The sequence below is a fragment of the Gulosibacter sediminis genome (genome assembly GCF_023370115.1).
Taxonomy (GTDB): domain Bacteria; phylum Actinomycetota; class Actinomycetes; order Actinomycetales; family Microbacteriaceae; genus Gulosibacter; species Gulosibacter sediminis_A.
The window spans coordinates 467226-486333 of record NZ_CP097160.1; the positions used below are offsets into that span (position 1 = coordinate 467226).

Genomic DNA, 19108 nt, shown 5'->3' on the forward strand with positions numbered 1-19108 from the left:
CGGATTGTCTGGTGGTGTGGGGTGGTGCTGATTGTATGTTGAGAACTACATAGTGGACGCGAGCATCTTATTAGCTGTCGCGTAGATCGCAGTCACGTGAGTGGGTGTGGTGTTGCGTGATGGTGTAATAGTTTCTAGATTTTTAGAGTTCAAATTTTTTGATTCTTATTCTTATGTATCGTACTTGGTGATTTTGAAGTTGCTAAGAGCGAACGGTGGATGCCTTGGCATCTGGAGCCGATGAAGGACGTAGTAATCTGCGATAAGCCTCGGGGAGCCGATAAACGGGCGTTGATCCGAGGATTTCCGAATGGGGAAACCTGGCCACATTTATTGTGGTTACTCGCACCTGAATATATAGGGTGTTGAGGGGGAACGCGGGGAAGTGAAACATCTCAGTACCCGCAGGAAGAGAAAACAATTGTGATTCCGTTAGTAGTGGCGAGCGAACGCGGATGAGGCTAAACCGGTTGTGTGTGATACCTGGTAGGGGTTGCATGATCGGGGTTGTGGGACTTGTTGTGTCGTGCTACCACGCGGCGAGTATGGCAATGCAGTGTAGGAGAACAGGTTTGAATGCCTGACCGTAGGGGGTGGGAGTCCCGTATCCGAAACAGTGTGTTGGTGCTGATGAGTATCCCAAGTAGCACGGAGCCCGTGAAACTTTGTGTGAATCTGTCGGGACCACCCGATAAGCCTAAATACTTCCAGATGACCGATAGCGGACGAGTACCGTGAGGGAAAGGTGAAAAGCACCCCGGGAGGGGAGTGAAATAGTTCCTGAAACCGTTTGCTTACAATCCGTCGGAGCCTTTCGGGGTGACGGCGTGCCTTTTGAAGAATGAGCCTGCGAGTTAGTGATGTGTGGCGAGGTTAACCCGTGTGGGGTAGCCGTAGCGAAAGCGAGTCTGAAGAGGGCGTTGAGTCGCATGTTCTAGACCCGAAGCGAAGTGATCTAGCCATGGCCAGGTTGAAGCGTCGGTAAGACGTCGTGGAGGACCGAACCCACCTAGGTTGAAAACTGGGGGGATGAGCTGTGGTTAGGGGTGAAAGGCCAATCAAACTTCGTGATAGCTGGTTCTCTCCGAAATGCATTTAGGTGCAGCGTTGCGTGTTTCTTGCTGGAGGTAGAGCTACTGGATGGCTAATGGGCCTTACCGGGTTACTGACGTCAGCCAAACTCCGAATGCCGGTAAGTGAGAGCGCAGCAGTGAGACAGTGGGGGATAAGCTTCATTGTCGAGAGGGAAACAACCCAGACCACCAATTAAGGTCCCTAAGCGTGTGCTAAGTGGAAAAGGATGTGGAGTTGCAGTGACAACCAGGAGGTTGGCTTAGAAGCAGCCACCCTTGAAAGAGTGCGTAATAGCTCACTGGTCAAGTGATTCCGCGCCGACAATGTAACGGGGCTCAAGCACACCACCGAAATTGTGGCAGTCCATTTGTTGGGCTGGGTAGGAGAGCGTCGTGTACTGGGTGAAGCGGCACGGGAACGTGGTCGTGGACGGTACACGAGTGAGAATGCAGGCATGAGTAGCGAAAGACGGGTGAGAAACCCGTCCTCCGAATAACCAAGGGTTCCAGGGTCAAGCTAATCTTCCCTGGGTAAGTCGGGACCTAAGGCGAGGCCGACAGGCGTAGTCGATGGACAACGGGTTGATATTCCCGTACCGGCGAAAGACCGTCCAATCCAATCCAGTGATGCTAAGAGCCTGAAGTTCCCTGCTGCGCCTTTGGTGTGGTGTGGGGATGGAGCGTTCGAACCTATGCTGGGGCGGGTAGCGTATTAACAGGTGTGACGCAGAAAGGTAGCCAATCCGGGTGAATGGTTGTATCCGGGCAAGGTTGTAGGGTTCGTGGTTGGTAAATCCGCCACGTGGATGCCTGAGAACTGACGCGGAAGCCGTAAAGGCGTAGTTGGTGATCCTCTGCTGCCAAGAAAAGCATCGACGCGAGGTCTGAGTTGCCCGTACCCCAAACCGACACAGGTGGTTAGGTAGAGAATACTAAGGAGTTCGAGAGAATCGTGGTGAAGGAACTCGGCAAAATGCCCCCGTAACTTCGGGAGAAGGGGGGCCATCCACTTATTAGGATTTACTCCGAAAGGGTGTGGTGGCCGCAGAGACTAGTGGGACGCGACTGTTTATCAAAAACACAGGTCCGTGCGAAGTTGCAAGACGATGTATACGGACTGACGCCTGCCCGGTGCTGGAAGGTTAAGAGGAAGTGTTAGCTTTGGCGAAGCACAGAATTTAAGCCCCAGTAAACGGCGGTGGTAACTATAACCATCCTAAGGTAGCGAAATTCCTTGTCGGGTAAGTTCCGACCTGCACGAATGGCGTAACGACTTCCCAGCTGTCTCCACCGCGAACTCGGCGAAATTGCAGTACGAGTAAAGATGCTCGTTACGCGCAGCAGGACGAAAAGACCCCGTGACCTTTACTATAGCTTGGTATTGGTGATTGGTGTGGCTTGTGTAGGATAGGTGGGAGACTGTGAAGCTGGCACGCTAGTGTTGGTGGAGTCGTTGTTGAAATACCACTCTGGTCACTCTGATTATCTAACTTCGGACCGTGATCCGGTTCAGGGACAGTGCCTGGTGGGTAGTTTAACTGGGGCGGTTGCCTCCCAAAGAGTAACGGAGGCGCCCAAAGGTTCCCTCAGTCTGGTTGGTAATCAGATTTCGAGTGTAAGTGCACAAGGGAGCTTGACTGTGACACTGACAGGTGGAGCAGGGACGAAAGTCGGGACTAGTGATCCGGCAGTGGCTTGTGGAAGCGCTGTCGCTCAACGGATAAAAGGTACCTCGGGGATAACAGGCTGATCTTGCCCAAGAGTCCATATCGACGGCATGGTTTGGCACCTCGATGTCGGCTCGTCGCATCCTGGGGCTGGAGTAGGTCCCAAGGGTTGGGCTGTTCGCCCATTAAAGCGGTACGCGAGCTGGGTTCAGAACGTCGTGAGACAGTTCGGTCTCTATCCGCTGCGCGCGTTGGAAGTTTGAGGAGATCTTTCTTTAGTACGAGAGGACCGAGAAGGACGAACCTCTGGTGTGTCAGTTGTTCTGCCAAGGGCATGGCTGATTGGCTACGTTCGGGACGGATAACCGCTGAAAGCATCTAAGCGGGAAGCCGGCTCCAAGATGAGACTTCCTACCCTTTGTTGGGGTGAGGTGTCCAGTAGATGACTGGGTTGATAGGCCGGATGTGGAAGCGCTGTAAGGTGTGGAGCTGACCGGTACTAATACGCCGAAGACTTCAATATTTTTCTCACCAATGTATGTGCTTGTTGCTGTTGTGAGTTGTTCGCGTCCCTGTGTGGTTCTTGACATACGATGAGTGTGTTAGAAAGTGTTTCGGTGGTTTTAGCGAGATGGAAACGCCCGGTTACATTCCGAACCCGGAAGCTAAGCGTCTTTGCGCCGATGGTACTGCAAGGGGGACCTTGTGGGAGAGTAGGACACCGCCGAACTTAACGTTAAAGAAGAGGTTCCCCGTTATGGGGAACCTCTTCTTGCTTTTTCCGGAACTTTCTTAGCTGAGTGAATTGACCGTCGTGTGCTGGCGAGCGAATTCAAGTGTCTCGCGCAGCATGTGCAGTCGCTTCGCCTCGTCCTTCCGTGCCGAGCGGGTGTTCACCTCGGCGACGACCTGGCCGTCCCAGCCTCGATCGGCAAGGTAGCGCAGCGTCTTCTCGACGGGCTGGCCGCCCTCTCCGGGCATCCGGTGCTCGTCGAAGAGGCGCTTCTTGCCGTTCGGCGCCTCACCATCGCAGAGGTGGATGTGGCGCAGGCGATCACCGGCCGCCTTTGCCATCTCGAACGAGTCGTCGCCCGAGAGCGCGGCGTGCGAGAAATCGAGGGTGATCGAATCGACGTTCATCTCGATCGGGTTCGTTCCCGGCAGGTACGCCTTCTGGCTGCCGGCGACATTCCACGGGAACATGTTCTCGACGGCCATCGTGATGCCCGAGTCACGCTCGAGCTTCGTCACGAGCTCCTCGAACCGCGTCGCATACTGGCCCTGCCAGCGGAAGGGTGGGTGCACGACGACGGTCGTCGCGCCGACCTCGTGGGCGAGGTCGACGGTGCGCACCAGCTTCTCGTCGGGCTTCGTGCCCCAGACAAACTGCGTGTAGAACAGCACTGGCGCGTGGATCGACAGCACGGGCAGCTCGAAGCGATGCGAGAGCGCACGCAATGCATGGGGGTTGCGCGAGTCGTTTTCCGTCGACACCATCACCTCCATGCCGTCGTAGCCTGCGGCCGCCGCAATCTGGAAAGACTGCGCGGTGGGCTTAGGGAAAGTGCACGAGGTGCTCATACCGATCTTGATCATCGCGGTCAGCGTAACCCCACACCCTTGCGACCCGGTAAAATGATCTCAGTTGTGGGTCGAAAAGATGGGAGACGTGGATGGCCTTCCTGCTCGCGCTCTTCGCAGTAGCGAGCGTCGCCATGCCACTTCTTCGCAAACTGCCCGGCACCTCACTCTTCTACGTCGCCGCCGCCGTGTCGGCGGTCGCCGCGATCTGGACTGCGAGCCATGCGCCCGAGATCTTCGCGGGCGAAACCTGGCGGGTCTCCTACGAGTGGCTGCCGCAGCTCGGCATGAACCTCGACTTCCGGATCGACGCCCTGAGCTGGGTGCTCGCGATGATCGTCACCGCGATCGGCTCGCTCGTGCTGTTCTACTGTGCGAGCTACTTCAAGAAGGATGAGCCCGGACTCGGCCGATTCGCCGGGGTTTTGCTCGGCTTCGCGGGCGTCATGTTCGGCCTCGTCACGACCGACAATATTTACCTGATGTTCGTGTTCTGGGAGGCCACGAGCATCCTGTCGTACCTGCTCATCGGTCACTACACCGGTCGACGACCCTCGCGCGGTGCCGCGATGCAGGCACTGCTCGTCACCACGCTCGGCGGCCTCGCGATGCTCGTCGGCCTCGTGATGCTGCACGTGGCTGCCGGTTCCGCGCTGTTTAGCGAGATCCTCACCGCCGAGATCCCGCGCGATGGCTTCCTCATCACCGCGCTCATTCTCGTGATCGTCGGTGCGCTGACGAAGTCGGCGCAGCTGCCGTTCCACTTCTGGCTTCCCGGCGCCATGGCCGCACCGACCCCGGTCTCGGCCTACCTCCACGCCGCCTCGATGGTGAAGGCCGGCGTCTACCTCGTGCTCCGCCTCGTGCCCGCCTTCAGCGACGTGCCCGGGTTCCGCGAGACGCTCGTCATCGTCGGCGTCTGGACGATGCTCGTCGGCGGTTGGCGCTCACTGCGCCAGTTCGACCTCAAGCTGATCCTTGCCTACGGCACGGTGTCGCAGCTCGGCTTCATGATGACCATTGCGGGCTTCGGCGGTCGCAACGCCGTGCTCGCCGCCATCGCGATGGTGCTCGGCCACGCGCTGTTCAAGGCCGCGCTCTTCCTCATCGTCGGCATCATCGACCACCAGCTCGGCACCCGTGACATCCGCAAGATCTCAAGGCTCGGGCGCAGCGCGCCGGTGCTCGCGACCACGGCCATCATTGCCGCGGCCTCGATGGCGGGCATTCCACCCCTGTGGGGCTTCGTGGCGAAGGAGGGCGTGTTCTCGAGCTTCCTCGAGGCCGCCTCGGCGGGAGATGCGTGGGGCTGGGTGGCGCTGGTCGGCACCGCCGTCGGCTCGATCCTCACGGTGGCGTACACCTGCCGCTTCCTCTTCGGCGCTTTCGCGACGAAGCGTGGTGTCGACCCGGTGGAGAAGGCGACGAGCCACGTCGAAGACCTCATCTCGCCGGTGATCCTCGTGGTTGCGACCATCGTCATCCCGTTCTTCGCGACGCCGATCGACCACCTCATCGCGCAGTTCGCCGACACCGCCCCCGCGATCGACTCCGAGGAGCTCTATCACCTCGCGATCTGGCACGGCCTCGAACCGGCGCTGCTGCTCTCGGCAATCACCCTGCTCTGTGGCCTCGGGCTGTTCGCCGCACGACGCAAGGTTGAGCGCATCCAGTCGTTTGTGCCCGACGTGTTCGAGGCGGCCCGCGGGTATTGGCTGTCGCTGCGCATCGTCGACTCGGTCGCGGCCCGCGTCACCTCGAGCACCCAGCGAGGCTCGCTGCCCTTCTACCTCGCGATCATCTTCATCGTGCTCGTCGCGGCCATCGCGGTGCCGCTGCCGTTCATCGATTACTCGCAGCTCGACCTCACCCTTGAGTTCTCGTGGGTGCAGCTCGCGATCGTGGTGGTGCTCGTGCTCGCCTCCATCGCAGTGACGCAGAGCAAGCGGCGCTTCCACGGCGTGATCCTCGTGAGCGCGACGGGCTACGGCATCTCGATCATCTTCGCCCTCCACGGCGCGCCCGACCTCGCGATGACGCAGGCGCTCATCGAGACCCTGTCGCTCGTGGTGTTCGTGCTGGTGCTGCGCCGACTGCCGGCGAAGCACGCGCACATCGACAACAACCTGCCGTCGTGGCTGCGCTGGGTGATCGCCTTCGCCGTCGCGATCGCCATCGGCGTCATCACCGCCATCGCGATGGGCTTCCGCATCGCGCCCTCCGACGGACTCAGCTTCCCCGAGCTCGCGGTCGAGGGCGGGCACGGCTACAACGTCGTCAACGTCACCCTCGTCGACCTGCGCGGGTGGGACACGATGGGCGAACTGTCGGTGCTCATCGCCGCGGCCACGGGTGTCGCGAGCCTCGTCTACCTCAGTGCGCGCGGCTCGCAGCGGCAGACGCCGCCGCCCCCGCGCCCGCCGCTCAAGAAGCGCAAGGCGATGCTGCAGAAGCTCAGCGAGGACCGCCGCGCCTGGCTCATCGCGGGCAACTCGCTCGCCCCCGACAACCGCTCGATCGTGGTCGAGGTCGTCGTGCGCCTCATCTTCCACGCCCTGTTCATCACCTCGCTCTACCTGCTCTTCGCGGGGCACAACTCGACCGGCGGCGGTTTCGCGGGCGGTGTCGTCGCGGGCCTCGCGCTCGCCGCGCGCTACCTCGCGGGTGGCCGCGAAGAGCTCGATGCCGCGGTGCGGGTCGACGCGGGTCGCCTGCTCGGCATCGGTATGGTGCTCGCGGCCGGCTCGGCGCTCGCCCCGATGCTGTTCGGCTACCCGCCGCTCATGAGCTTCTGGATCGACAACGAGATCGCAGGCATCGGCCACATCATCTTCGTCACCTCGACGATCTTCGACATCGGCGTCTACCTCATCGTGATCGCCCTCGTCATCGACATCCTGCGCTCGCTCGGCTCCGAGCTTGACTTCCAGGCCGAAGAGGAGCACCTCAGCCAGCGCAACGTCGCCGCGACCGTCATCGACGACGCCGAGATTCGCGGCACCACCCCCGCCAACGACCCGATCACCGGCTCGCTGCCGGCGATCCGCCGACACGACGGTGGTGCGAAGCGATGACTCTCAGTTTCATGCTGCTCATCGGCATGGTGATCATGTACGCCTGTGGCGTCTACATGCTCCTCGAACGCAGCTTCACCCGCATGATCCTCGCCGTGATGCTCGTCGGCAACGCGACGAACATCCTCATCTTCCTCACCTCGGGCGGCTTCGGCGACGCACCGATCATGGGCGACGACGCCGACCCCTCGACGTTCTCCGACCCGCTGCCGCAGGCATTCATCCTCACCGCGATCGTCATCACGTTCGCGACGACGGCGTTCATGCTCGCGCTGCTGTACCGCTCGTGGCGCCTCGCGCACGGTGACGAGGTCGACGATGACGATGACTCGATCTCGCTGCGGCACGTCGACCCCGAAGACGACGACGAGGTGTTCCACGAAGACGACTCCGGCGACACCGAGTTCGGTGAGGACGCCGAGGCCGCCGTAGAGGGCGCACGGACGAAGGAAGAACTCGACGCGAAGAACGGGGGAGACGCATGAGTTGGCTCGTTCCCCTCGTCGTGCTCGTGCCGCTCCTCGGCGCCGCGATCACGCTGACCGCCGCGCGGCAGCAGCGACTGCAGATTCTGTTCGCGAGCATCACGATGGTCATCGCCCTCGCGATCTCGATCGCGCTGCTCATCGCGGTGCACCAGACCGATCAGGCGCTCGTTATTCAAGTCGGGGGATGGGCCGCGCCGTTCGGCATCTCGCTCGTCGTCGACCGCCTCTCGGCCCTCATGGTGCTCGTGACGAGCATCGTGCTCATCGCGGTCATGGCGTTCTCGATCGGCCAGGGCGCCACCGACGGCGACGACGAGACGCCGGTGTCGATCTTCTACCCGACCTACCTCGTGCTCGCGGCGGGCGTCTACAACGCGTTCATCGCGGGTGACCTCTTCAACCTCTACGTCGGGTTCGAGATCCTGCTGGTCGCGAGCTTCGTGCTCATCACCCTCGGCGGCACGGCGTCGCGCATCCGCGCCGGCATCACGTACATCGTCGTGTCGCTCGTCTCGTCGCTCATCTTCCTTGTCGCGATCGCGGCGATCTTCGCCGCCGTCGGCACCGTGAACTTCGCCGAGATTGCGGTGCGCATGGCCGAGCTGCCGCAAGAGGTGCAGCTGCCGCTGCACCTGCTGCTGCTCGTCGGCTTCGGCATCAAGGCCGCGCTCTTCCCGCTCTCGTTCTGGCTGCCCGACTCGTACCCCTCGGCGCCCGCGCCGGTCACGGCCGTGTTCGCCGGCTTGCTGACGAAGGTCGGTGTCTACGCGATCCTGCGCTCGGAGTCGCTGCTCTTCGGCGAGAACGACATCTCGGTGCTGCTCATCGTGGTGGCGATGCTCACGATGGTGATCGGCATCCTCGGTGCGGTCGCTCAGGCGGGTATCCGCCGTATGCTCTCGTTCACGCTCGTGAGCCATATCGGCTACATGATCTTCGGTATCGCGCTCGGCACCGAGGTGGGCTGGGCGGCCACGGTCTACTACATCGCGCACCACATTCTGGTGCAGACCGCGCTGTTCCTCGTGACGGGTCTGATCGAACGCATCGCGGGCACGGTGACGCTGACGCACCTCGGCGGCATGCTCGTGCGCTCGCCGTTCGTGGCCGTGCTGTTCTTCATCCCGATGCTCAACCTCGGCGGCATCCCACCCTTTTCGGGCTTCATCGGCAAGCTCGGGCTGTTCATCGCGGGTGCTGAGGGCACCGCCCTCTCGGTGCCGCAGTGGCTCGTCTGGGTCGGCATCGGCATCGGTGCCCTGACGAGTCTGCTCACGCTCTACGCCCTCATCCGTGTCTGGAACCTCGGCTTCTGGCGCTCGCAGGAGGAGGTGACCGGCTTCGAGTCGCCGCTCACCTCGCACCTCGAGGAGACTCCCGACGGCGAGGTCGTCGCCGAGCGTAAGGCGAACTCCATGATCATGAACACCGCCACCGCGGCGATGGTGCTCGTCACCGTCTGCATGACGATCTTCGCGGGCCAGATCTACGAATTTGCGAGTGCGGCCGCGGCCAATCTCACGATTCCCGACCACTACGTCGATATCGTGACCGGAACAGAAGGGACGAAGCCCTAATGTCTGCCGATCCGCACATCCGCGCCGAGCGTCTCCAGCGCCCGGGCGTTGCCCTGCTGACGCAGCTGCCGCTGCTCATCGGGCTGGTCGTGCTCTGGATCGTGCTCTGGGGCCACCTCGACGTCATCAGCCTCGTCACCGGTGTGGTCTTCTCGCTGATCGTGGTGCGCCTGTTCTCGCTGCCGCCGGTGCTGCTGTCGGGGCGCATCCACGTCTGGTACACCATCGTGCTGCTCGCGAAGTTCTTCTGGTGGCTCATCGGCTCGACGTTCCAGATGGCCTGGCTCGCGATGCGGCCGAAGGCGGTGCCGCAAGCGTCGATTCTCGCAGTGCGGATGCGCGTGCACTCCGACTGGTTGCTCACGCTCACCGCCGAGATCAACATGCTCGTGCCCGGCTCGGTCGTCGTCGAGGTCGACCGCCTGCGCAGCATCCTCTATCTCCACGTGCTCGATGCCGACACCGACGAGAAGATTCAGCGGGCCCGCCTCGCCGCCGAGCAGATCGAGGACGCGATCGTCGTCGCACTCGGCAACCACGAGGACATCGCGCTCATCAACGACGACCGGCGCCTGCACGACCGCCCGCCGCTGTTCGCGTCGCGCGAGCAGCAGAGCTACGAGGTGCTGCGCGAGGCCGATCGCAAGGCACGCGAAGCCGAATGGGAGGCGGAGCTCTGATGGAACCGCTATTCACCGTGCTCATCTGGATCATCGCGGCGTTCTTCGCCGCGGCGGCCCTGATGTCGCTCATCCGCATCATTCGCGGGCCCAGCGTTGTCGACCGCATGGTCGGCTCGGACACACTCGCGACCGTGCTCATCTGCGTGCTCTCGGCCGACATGGCGCTTCGGGGCCACACCACGACCCTGCCCCTCGTGCTCGGGCTCGCGATGACCGCCTCGATCGGTACCATGGCCGTCGCCCGCTTCGTCTCGCGCGGCCGCTCGGGCAACTCGCTGAGCTCGAGCACCGCCGACCCCGAGCGCCCCGAGCACGACGATGTTGAGCGGCACCGCGACACCGACGGCTCGATCGCGCAGGAGGAAGCGTCGCGGCACAAGCTCGCGCACGACGTGGTTGCCCGGGAGGTGCGCCGTGAGCGGTAACACCTGGCTCGACCTCGCCACCATCATCCTGGTGCTCGCGGGCGCCTTCCTCTCGTTCACCGCGGGCCTCGGCCTGCTGCGGTTCCCCGACATGATCGCGCGCCTGCACGCGCAGTCGAAGCCGCAGGCGGCCGGCCTGCTGTTCATTCTCATCGGCCTCGCGCTGCAGCAGACGGATGCGTGGACCATCGCGTTCCTCGTGCCGATCGTCGTCTTCCAGTTCCTCACCACCCCAGCCGCGGGTATGGTGCTTGCCCGCGGCGGGTATCGTTCGCGCCACTTCGAGCACGTCGAACTTCGCATCGATGAGCTCGAGGATGAGGTCAAGCGCGCCCAGCGAGCGGAAGAGGAAGAAGCGGCCCGCGGGCAGGTCACGATTGCCGGTGACGCGGCTGATGCGCCTGAGCCCGAGACGAGAAATCCGAACGCGCCGAAGCTATAGACTTTGCTCATGACCGAGCAAGCTTCTGCATCCACCAACGGCGTTGACATCAAGCCGAAGTCCCGCGTCATTACCGACGGCATCGAGGCCACCGCGTCGCGCGGCATGCTTCGCGCGGTCGGAATGGGCGATGACGACTGGGCGAAGCCCCAGATCGGTATTGCGAGCTCGTGGAACGAAATTACGCCCTGCAACCTGAGCCTTGATCGCCTCGCGCAGGGCTGCAAGGAGGGCGTGCACGCCGGCGGCGGCTACCCGCTGCAGTTCGGCACCGTCTCGGTCTCCGACGGCATCTCGATGGGCCACGAGGGCATGCACTTCTCGCTCGTCTCGCGCGAGGTCATCGCTGACTCGGTCGAGACCGTCATGGAGGCCGAGCGCCTCGACGGCTCGGTGCTGCTGGCCGGTTGTGACAAGTCGCTGCCCGGCATGCTCATGGCCGCCGCACGCCTCAAGCTCGCGAGCGTCTTCCTCTACGCCGGCTCGATCTACCCCGGCAAGGTGCGGCTCACTGACGGCACCCTGAAAGAGAACGTCACGGTCATCGACGCGTTCGAGGCCGTCGGCGCCTGCAAGGCCGGCCTCATGAGCGAGGAAGACCGCAAGCGCATCGAAGAGGCCATTTGCCCGGGCGAGGGTGCCTGTGGCGGCTTCTACACCGCGAACACCATGGCCTCGGTCGCCGAGGCCCTCGGCATGTCGATCCCCGGCTCGGCCGCGCCCGCGTCGGCCGACCGCCGCCGCGACTACTACGCCCACAAGTCGGGCGAGGCCGTCGTGAACATGCTGCGTCTCGGCATCACCACCGAGCACATCCTCACGAAGAAGGCGTTCGAGAACGCGATCGCCGTCGTCATGTGCATGGGCGGTTCAACGAACGCCGTGCTGCACCTGCTCGCCATCGCGCACGAGGCCGAGGTCGAGCTCACCCTCGACGACTTCAACCGCATCGCCGACAAGGTGCCGCACCTCGCCGACATGAAGCCCTTCGGCCAGTACGTCATGAACGACGTCGACCTCGTCGGCGGCATCCCCGTCGTCATGAAGGCCCTGCTCGACGCCGGCATGATCCACGGCGACGCGCTCACCTGCACCGGCAAGACCGTGGCCGAGAACCTCGAGGAGCTCTCGCCCGAGCCGCTCGACGGCGAGGTCATCCACACCCTCGACAACCCGATCCACGAGAAGGGCGGCATCTCGGTGCTGCACGGCACGCTCGCCCCCGAGGGCGCCGTCGTGAAGTCGGCCGGCTTCGACCTCGACGTGTTCGAGGGCCCGGCGCGCGTGTTCGAGCGCGAGCGCGAGGCCATGGATGCGCTGACCCGCGGTGAGATTCACCACGGCGACGTCGTGGTGATCCGCTACGAGGGCCCGAAGGGTGGCCCCGGCATGCGCGAGATGCTCGCGATCACCGGAGCGATCAAGGGAGCCGGTCTCGGCAAGGATGTACTATTGCTCACTGACGGTCGATTCTCAGGCGGCACAACTGGCCTGTGCATCGGCCACGTCGCGCCCGAGGCAGTAGATGCAGGACCCATCGCCTTTGTGCGCGACGGTGATCTCATTCGGGTTGACATCGCCGCTCGGACTATGGACCTACTCGTCGACGAGTCCGAGCTCTCCTCCCGCCGTGAAGGCTGGGAACCGCTGCCTCCGCGCTACACGCGCGGTGTGCTTGCGAAGTTCGCCAAGCTTGTGCACTCCGCTTCTGAGGGTGCCGTCACGGGTTAACTCCCTTCTCACTGGAGATATCGACGCATATGACAACTCAAGTTGCACCGGAGCGGATGACGGGTGCCGCTGCCGTGGTGCGCACACTCGAGCTGCTGGGCGTGACCGACGTGTTCGGTCTGCCCGGCGGCGCGATTCTGCCTGCCTACGACGCCATCCTCGACGCAAAGACGCTCAACCACATCCTCGTACGCCACGAACAGGGCGCCGGCCACGCGGCCGAGGGGTACGCCGCCGCGAGCGGGAAGGTCGGCGTTTGCATCGCCACCTCCGGCCCCGGCGCCACCAACCTCGTCACTGCGATTGCCGACGCCTACATGGACTCGGTGCCGATGCTCGCGATCACCGGCCAGGTGTTCTCGACGCTCATGGGCACCGACGCGTTCCAGGAAGCCGACATCGTCGGCATTACGATGCCCGTCACGAAGCACTCCTTCCTCGTGAAGCGTGCCGAGGACGTGCCCGCCGCGATCGCGAGCGCCTACCACATCGCCTCGACCGGCCGACCTGGCCCCGTGCTCGTGGACATCACGAAGGACGCCCAGCAGAACGAATTCGACTTCAGCTGGCCCGTCAAGATCGACCTGCCCGGCTACCGCCCCATTACGAAGGCGCACGGCAAGCAGATCGTCGCGGCGCGTGAGGCGCTGCGCGCGGCTCGCAAACCCGTGATCTACGCGGGTGGCGGCGTTGGCCGAGCCGGCGCATCCCCCGAACTCAAGGAGCTCGCGGAGCTCACCGGCGCGCCCGTCGTCACGACGCTCATGGCGCGCGGCGTGTTCCCCGACGACCACGAGCAGATGCTCGGCATGCCGGGCATGCACGGCACTGTGCCCGCGGTGCTCGCGCTGCAGGAAGCCGACCTGCTGTTCACAGTCGGCGCCCGCTTCGACGATCGCGTTACCGGCAAATCCGAGCTGTTCTCGCCGAACTCGAAAGTCGTGCACATCGACATCGACCCGGCCGAGATCTCGAAGATCCGCACCGCCGACGTGCCCATCGTGGGCGACGCGAAGGAGGTGCTCGCCGACGTGATTCGCGCCGTGCGCGAGGACTCGGGCGAGAAGCCCGACCTCAGCGAGTGGTGGGAGTTCCTCAACGGCCTCCGCAAGGAGTTCCCGCGCGGCTTCGCCCCGTCGACCGACGGCCTGCTCGCGCCGCAGCACATCATCGAGCGCATCAGCGACCTCACGGGCCCCGAGGCGGTCTACGCGACCGGCGTCGGTCAGCACCAGATGTGGGCGGCACAGTTCCTCAGCCTGCAGCGACCCAACTCGTTCCTCAACTCCGGCGGCGCCGGCACCATGGGCTACGCGGTTCCCGCGGCCATGGGTGCCAAGGTCGGCCAGCCCGACCGCGTGGTGTGGGCGATCGACGGTGACGGTTGTTTCCAGATGACGAACCAGGAAATCGCGACCTGCGTCATCAACAACATCCCGATCAAGATCGCCGTGATCAACAACTCGTCCCTCGGCATGGTGCGCCAGTGGCAGACCCTCTTCTACGACGGTCGCTACTCGCACACCGACCTCAACACGGGGCACGCCTCGGTGCGGGTGCCCGACTTCGTGAAGCTCGCGGACGCCTACGGTGCCCTCGGCATTCGCGTTGAGAAGGAAGACGAGATCGACGACGCGATCAAGCTCGCGCTCGAGACGAACGACCGTCCGGTCGTCATCGACTTCGTCGTGTCGGCCGAGGCGATGGTGTGGCCGATGGTGCCGCAGGGCGTCTCGAACAGCTTCATTCGCTACGCGCGCGAAGCCAGCCCGGCCTACGAGGGGGAGTAACTCAGATGTCGAAGCACATTCTTTCGCTGCTCGTCGAAGACAAGCCCGGCCTGCTCACCCGCGTCGCGGGCCTGTTCGCACGTCGCGGCTTCAACATTGACTCACTCGCGGTCGGTGCGTCGGAGGTCGAAGGCCTCTCGCGCATGACCGTGGTTGTGAACGTCGAAGATTTCCCGCTCGAACAGGTGACGAAACAGCTCAACAAGCTGGTCAACGTCATCAAGATCGTTGAGCTTGACCCAGCCAGCGCGGTCGAGCGGGAGCACGTCCTCGTCAAGGTGCGCGTGGATAAGCAGACGCGCTCCGAAGTTATCGAGGCCGTGAACCTGTTCCGGGCGCGCGTCGTGGACGTCGCCCCCGACTCGCTCGTCATTGAAACGACGGGTGACTCGGGCAAGGTTCAGGCGCTGCTGCGCATGCTGGAACCGTACGGCATCCGCGAGCTCGTGCAGTCCGGCCTGATCGCGGTTGGCCGCGGCCCCAAGTCCATCTCTGAGCGCGTGCTGCGCTAACCACGAACATCACATACAGAACAGAATTCAAGGGAGAACCGATCACACATGGCTGAGATCTTCTACGACAACGACGCAGACCTGTCGATCATCCAGGGCAAGAAGGTAGCCATCGTCGGCTACGGCTCGCAGGGCCACGCGCACGCGCAGAACCTGCGCGACTCGGGCGTCGAGGTTGCGATTGCGCTCCGCGAGGGCTCGAAGTCGGCCGCGAAGGCAGAAGAGGCCGGGTTCCAGGTGTTCACGAACGCCGAAGCCACCAAGTGGGCCGACCTCATCATGATCCTCGCGCCCGACCAGAACCAGCGCTCGCTGTACGCCGAGGAGATCGAGCCGAACCTCACCGACGGCAAGACCCTTGCCTTCGCGCACGGCTTCAACATCCGCTTCGGCTACATCACCCCGCCCGCCGGCGTTGACGTGATCCTCGTTGCACCGAAGGCGCCGGGCCACACCGTGCGCCGCGAGTACGAGGCCGGCCGCGGCATCCCCGACATCATCGCCGTCGAGAACGACGCGTCGGGCTCGGCCTGGGAGACCGCGAAGTCGTACGCGAAGGCGATCGGTGGCACCCGCGCCGGCGTCATCAAGACGACCTTCACCGAAGAGACCGAGACCGACCTGTTCGGCGAGCAGGCCGTGCTCTGCGGTGGCATGAGCCACCTCGTGCAGGCGGGCTTCGAGGTGCTCACTGAGGCTGGTTACCAGCCGCAGATCGCCTACTTCGAGGTGCTGCACGAGCTCAAGCTCATCGTCGACCTCATGTGGGAGGGCGGCATCACGAAGCAGCGCTGGAGCATCTCGGACACCGCCGAGTACGGCGACTACGTTTCGGGCCCCCGCGTTGTCGACGCGAACGTGAAGCAGAACATGCAGGGCGTGCTCGCGGACATCCAGTCGGGTGCCTTCGCGAAGCGCTTCATCGAGGACCAGGACGCGGGCGCACCCGAGTTCAAGAAGCTCCGCGAACAGGAGCAGGGCCACCCGATCGAGAAGACCGGTCAGGAACTGCGCAAGCTCTTCTCGTGGTCGCAGCAGGACAGCGACTACACCGACGGCCAGGCAGCACGCTAGTCGCGAACAGCACCACCTTTCGGCAAGGCGCCACCCGTTCGCGGGTGGCGCCTTGCCTAGTATTGGCGAAGTGAAGAGTCTCGCGAAGCTGGTTACGTATACGAAGGAACTCAACCCGTACTACCTCGCGATCATTCTGCTCACGCTCGTCTCGGCGGGCGGCGCGCTCGTGACCCCGTTCATCATCGGCGCCGCGACCGACGAGATCGTCGCGATCGTCGGCGGCGAGCGCACGTTCGAGGCCGCGATCGCCGGCGTCGTTTGGCTCGCGGTCGCGTTTCTGGCGATCGAGCTCGTCGTCACCGGGGCCGATGCCGGCGGCGGCTACTTCGGCGACGTCATGAGCGCGAAGATGCGCTCGCTGCTCTCGACGCGCTACTACAACCAGCTGCTGCAGCTGCCGCAGCGCTACTTCGACGACGAGCTCACGGGCACGATCGTCTCGCGCCTCGACCGCACGATCACCGAGGTGACGCGGTTCATGCAGTCGTTCGCGAACAACATGTTCTCGATGCTCATCACGACGGTCGCGGTGCTCGTCATCACCGCGTTCTATTCGTGGCCGATCGCGCTGCTGCTGTTCCTGCTGTTCCCGATCTACATGTGGCTCACCGCGCTCACGTCGAAGCGCTGGCAGCGCATCGAGCACGAGAAGAACGCCCACGTTGACACCGCGCGCGGCCGCTTCAGCGAGGTCGTCGGCCAGCTGCCCGCCGTGCGCTCGTTCGCGCAGGAGCGGCGCGAGTGGAAGCTCTTTGTCGAGGAGTTCACGGCGACCGTGCGGCTCACGGGCTCGCAGTCGCGCCTGTGGCACGGCATGGATGCGCTGCGCCGCCTCGCCCTCAACCTCGCGTTCTTCGGCATCTACCTCATCCTGTTCATCCAGACCGCGCAGGGGCACTTCAGCCTCGGCGACATGGTGCTGCTAATTCAGCTCGTGAGCATGGCTCGCGCGCCCGTGTCGATGATGTCGTGGATGGTCGACGCGGCTCAGCACGCCGTGGCCGGCTCGCGCGACTACTTCAAGGTGATGGAGCTGCCGCAGGACGAGCGCGAGGGCCTCGAACTGCGTGACCCGGCCGCGATCGCCGAGAGCCGCGAAGGTCAGGCGACGGCGTTGCCCGTGCGCTTCGACGACGTGCGCTTCGCCTACGACGAGGAGACGCCCGTGCTGCGGGGTATCTCGTTCGACGTGCGTCGAGGCGAGCGCATCGCGTTCGTGAGCGGCTCGGGCGGTGGCAAGAGCACGATCGTCAGCCTGCTGCTCGGCTTCTACCGCGTGAACGCGGGCAGCATCGAGCTGTTCGGCGAAGATATCGCGCACCTGAAGATGCGCTCGCTGCGCGACCAGATCGGCGTCGTGTTCCAGGAGCCGTCGCTGTTCAGCGGTACGATCCGCGAGAACATCTCGTACGGTCGCCCCGATGCGAGCGAGGCCGAGATCGTCGACGCGGCCCGGCGCGCGAACGCCTGGGACTTCATCTCGGGGTTCCCGAAGGGCCTCGACGCCGTCATCGGCGAGCGAGGGCTGAAGCTCTCGGGCGGGCAGAAGCAGCGCATCGCCGTGGCCCGAGCCATGCTCAAGGACGCCCCGGTGCTCATTCTCGACGAGGCGACGAGCGCGCTCGACACGAAGAGCGAGCGCGCCGTGCAGACGGGCCTGGATGCGCTCATGGCGGGGGACCGCACGAGCCTGATCATCGCCCACCGGCTCTCGACGATCCGCGACGTCGACCGCATCATCACGCTGCGCGACGGCCACATCGACGAAATCGGCTCACCGACCGAACTCGCCGCATCCGGCGGCATCTATGCCGAGCTGCTTGCATTGCAGCTCGAGGGCACCTCCGCGAGCCGCGAGCGGCTGCGGGAGGACTACGGCATCGACGGATAGCGAGCGGTAAGCTGGGAGGACGTGAGTGAAAGGACACACCGGGTGGCACAGCAGCTAGATCTTGGGATCATTCAGGGCGACGGAATTGGCCCCGAGGTCATTACTGAGGCGCGGAAGGTACTGCGCGCGGCGCTGCCCGAGGGCGTGGAGCTGACCGAGACGGAATACCCGCACGGCGCATCCCACTACCTCGCGACCGGTGAGGTGCTCAGCGACGAGTCACTCGACAAGCTCAAGGGCCACGACGCCTTGCTGCTCGGCGCCGTCGGCGGCGACCCGAACGACCCGAAGCTCGCGGGCGGCATTCTCGAGCGCGGCCTGCTGCTCAAGCTCCGCTTCGCGTTTGACCACTACATCAACCTGCGACCGTCGAAGCTCTGGCCGAGCGCGCGCAGCCCGCTCGCGACGCCCGGCGACATCGACTTCGTCGTCGTGCGTGAGGGCACCGAGGGCCTCTACACCGGCAACGGTGGCACGATGCGCACCGGCACCCCGCACGAGGTCGCAACCGAGACCTCGGTGAACACCGCGTACGGCGTCGAGCGCACCGTGCGTTACGCGTTCGAGCTTGCGAGGACGCGCCGCAACAAGCTCACGCTCGTGCACAAGAAGAACGTGCTCATCAACGCCGGCCTGCTCTGGAACCGCACCGTGAACGCGGTCGCGGCCGAGTACCCCGAGGTCGCCGTCGACTATCTGCACATCGACGCGGCTACAATTTTCTTGGTTACTGATCCCGCTCGCTTCGACGTGATCGTGACCGACAACCTCTTTGGTGACATCATCACCGACCTTGCTGGCGCCGTTACCGGTGGTATCGGCCTGGCAGCCTCGGGCAACATCAACCCCGAGGGCGCGTTCCCGAGCATGTTCGAACCCGTTCATGGCTCGGCACCAGACATTGCAGGCACCGGCAAGGCGGACCCAACCGCGGCCATCCTCTCGGTTGCACTGCTGCTGCGCCACTTTGGTCACGCCGATGCGGCCGACCGTGTCGAGGCGGCCTGCGAAGCCGACCTCGTCGCCCGTGACGGCGCGCCTCGCAGCACGAGCGAGATCGGCGACGCCATCGTCGCGCAGCTCACGAACTAAGTTTT

At 63.9% G+C, this 19108-nt stretch carries 13 protein-coding genes and 2 rRNA genes; 14 read left to right on the top strand and 1 reads right to left on the bottom strand.

Translation table 11 applies throughout. From position 1 onward, the window contains the following. Positions 1-192 precede the first annotated feature (192 nt). Both M3M28_RS02025 and rrf read left to right on the top strand, forming a co-directional pair. Positions 193-3263: ribosomal RNA gene (locus tag M3M28_RS02025) — 23S ribosomal RNA — on the top strand. 90 nt (positions 3264-3353) lie between these two features. Then, positions 3354-3470: ribosomal RNA gene (gene rrf, locus M3M28_RS02030) — 5S ribosomal RNA — on the top strand. A 62-nt stretch (positions 3471-3532) separates the two neighbouring features. Here the strand turns inward: rrf and M3M28_RS02035 are convergent. Beyond that, positions 3533-4336, bottom strand: coding sequence for a sugar phosphate isomerase/epimerase family protein (locus M3M28_RS02035; protein WP_249387195.1), 804 nt, complete (start codon positions 4334-4336; stop codon positions 3533-3535). 119 nt (positions 4337-4455) lie between these two features. Between M3M28_RS02035 and M3M28_RS02040 the strand changes: the two genes are divergently transcribed. From M3M28_RS02040 to M3M28_RS02095, 12 genes are all read left to right on the top strand, one after another. Then, positions 4456-7395, top strand: coding sequence for a Na+/H+ antiporter subunit A (locus M3M28_RS02040; protein ID WP_349305336.1), 2940 nt, complete (start codon positions 4456-4458; stop codon positions 7393-7395). After that, on the top strand, positions 7392-7880 hold the full coding sequence (locus M3M28_RS02045) for a Na(+)/H(+) antiporter subunit C (RefSeq protein ID WP_249387197.1): 489 nt from the start codon (positions 7392-7394) through the stop codon (positions 7878-7880). Before M3M28_RS02040 ends, M3M28_RS02045 begins: the two co-directional genes overlap by 4 nt. Continuing rightward, positions 7877-9460, top strand: coding sequence for a Na+/H+ antiporter subunit D (locus tag M3M28_RS02050; RefSeq protein WP_249387198.1), 1584 nt, complete (start codon positions 7877-7879; stop codon positions 9458-9460). The genes M3M28_RS02045 and M3M28_RS02050 overlap by 4 nt, the downstream gene beginning before the upstream one ends. Then, positions 9460-10140: a Na+/H+ antiporter subunit E gene (locus M3M28_RS02055; RefSeq protein WP_249387199.1), complete on the top strand. Its 681-nt coding sequence runs from the start codon at positions 9460-9462 to the stop codon at positions 10138-10140. Before M3M28_RS02050 ends, M3M28_RS02055 begins: the two co-directional genes overlap by 1 nt. Next, positions 10140-10568, top strand: coding sequence for a monovalent cation/H+ antiporter complex subunit F (locus tag M3M28_RS02060; protein WP_249387200.1), 429 nt, complete (start codon positions 10140-10142; stop codon positions 10566-10568). The genes M3M28_RS02055 and M3M28_RS02060 overlap by 1 nt, the downstream gene beginning before the upstream one ends. After that, on the top strand, positions 10558-11010 hold the full coding sequence (mnhG, locus tag M3M28_RS02065; RefSeq protein WP_249387201.1) for a monovalent cation/H(+) antiporter subunit G: 453 nt from the start codon (positions 10558-10560) through the stop codon (positions 11008-11010). Before M3M28_RS02060 ends, mnhG begins: the two co-directional genes overlap by 11 nt. Before the next feature lie 9 nt (positions 11011-11019). Next, positions 11020-12741, top strand: coding sequence for a dihydroxy-acid dehydratase (gene ilvD / locus M3M28_RS02070; RefSeq protein ID WP_249387202.1), 1722 nt, complete (start codon positions 11020-11022; stop codon positions 12739-12741). Between the two features lie 29 nt (positions 12742-12770). Next, complete coding sequence (locus M3M28_RS02075) at positions 12771-14531, top strand: acetolactate synthase large subunit (RefSeq protein WP_249387203.1); 1761 nt, start codon at positions 12771-12773, stop codon at positions 14529-14531. Between the two features lie 5 nt (positions 14532-14536). Then, positions 14537-15043 (top strand): acetolactate synthase small subunit, encoded by a 507-nt coding sequence (ilvN, locus tag M3M28_RS02080; protein ID WP_249387204.1) that lies wholly within the window; start codon positions 14537-14539, stop codon positions 15041-15043. A gap of 48 nt (positions 15044-15091) precedes the next feature. Beyond that, on the top strand, positions 15092-16117 hold the full coding sequence (gene ilvC / locus M3M28_RS02085; protein WP_249387205.1) for a ketol-acid reductoisomerase: 1026 nt from the start codon (positions 15092-15094) through the stop codon (positions 16115-16117). Positions 16118-16187: 70 nt separating this feature from the next. Next, positions 16188-18011: an ABC transporter ATP-binding protein gene (locus tag M3M28_RS02090; protein ID WP_249387206.1), complete on the top strand. Its 1824-nt coding sequence runs from the start codon at positions 16188-16190 to the stop codon at positions 18009-18011. Between the two features lie 42 nt (positions 18012-18053). Then, positions 18054-19103, top strand: coding sequence for a 3-isopropylmalate dehydrogenase (locus tag M3M28_RS02095; RefSeq protein ID WP_249387207.1), 1050 nt, complete (start codon positions 18054-18056; stop codon positions 19101-19103). Positions 19104-19108: the final 5 nt, after the last annotated feature.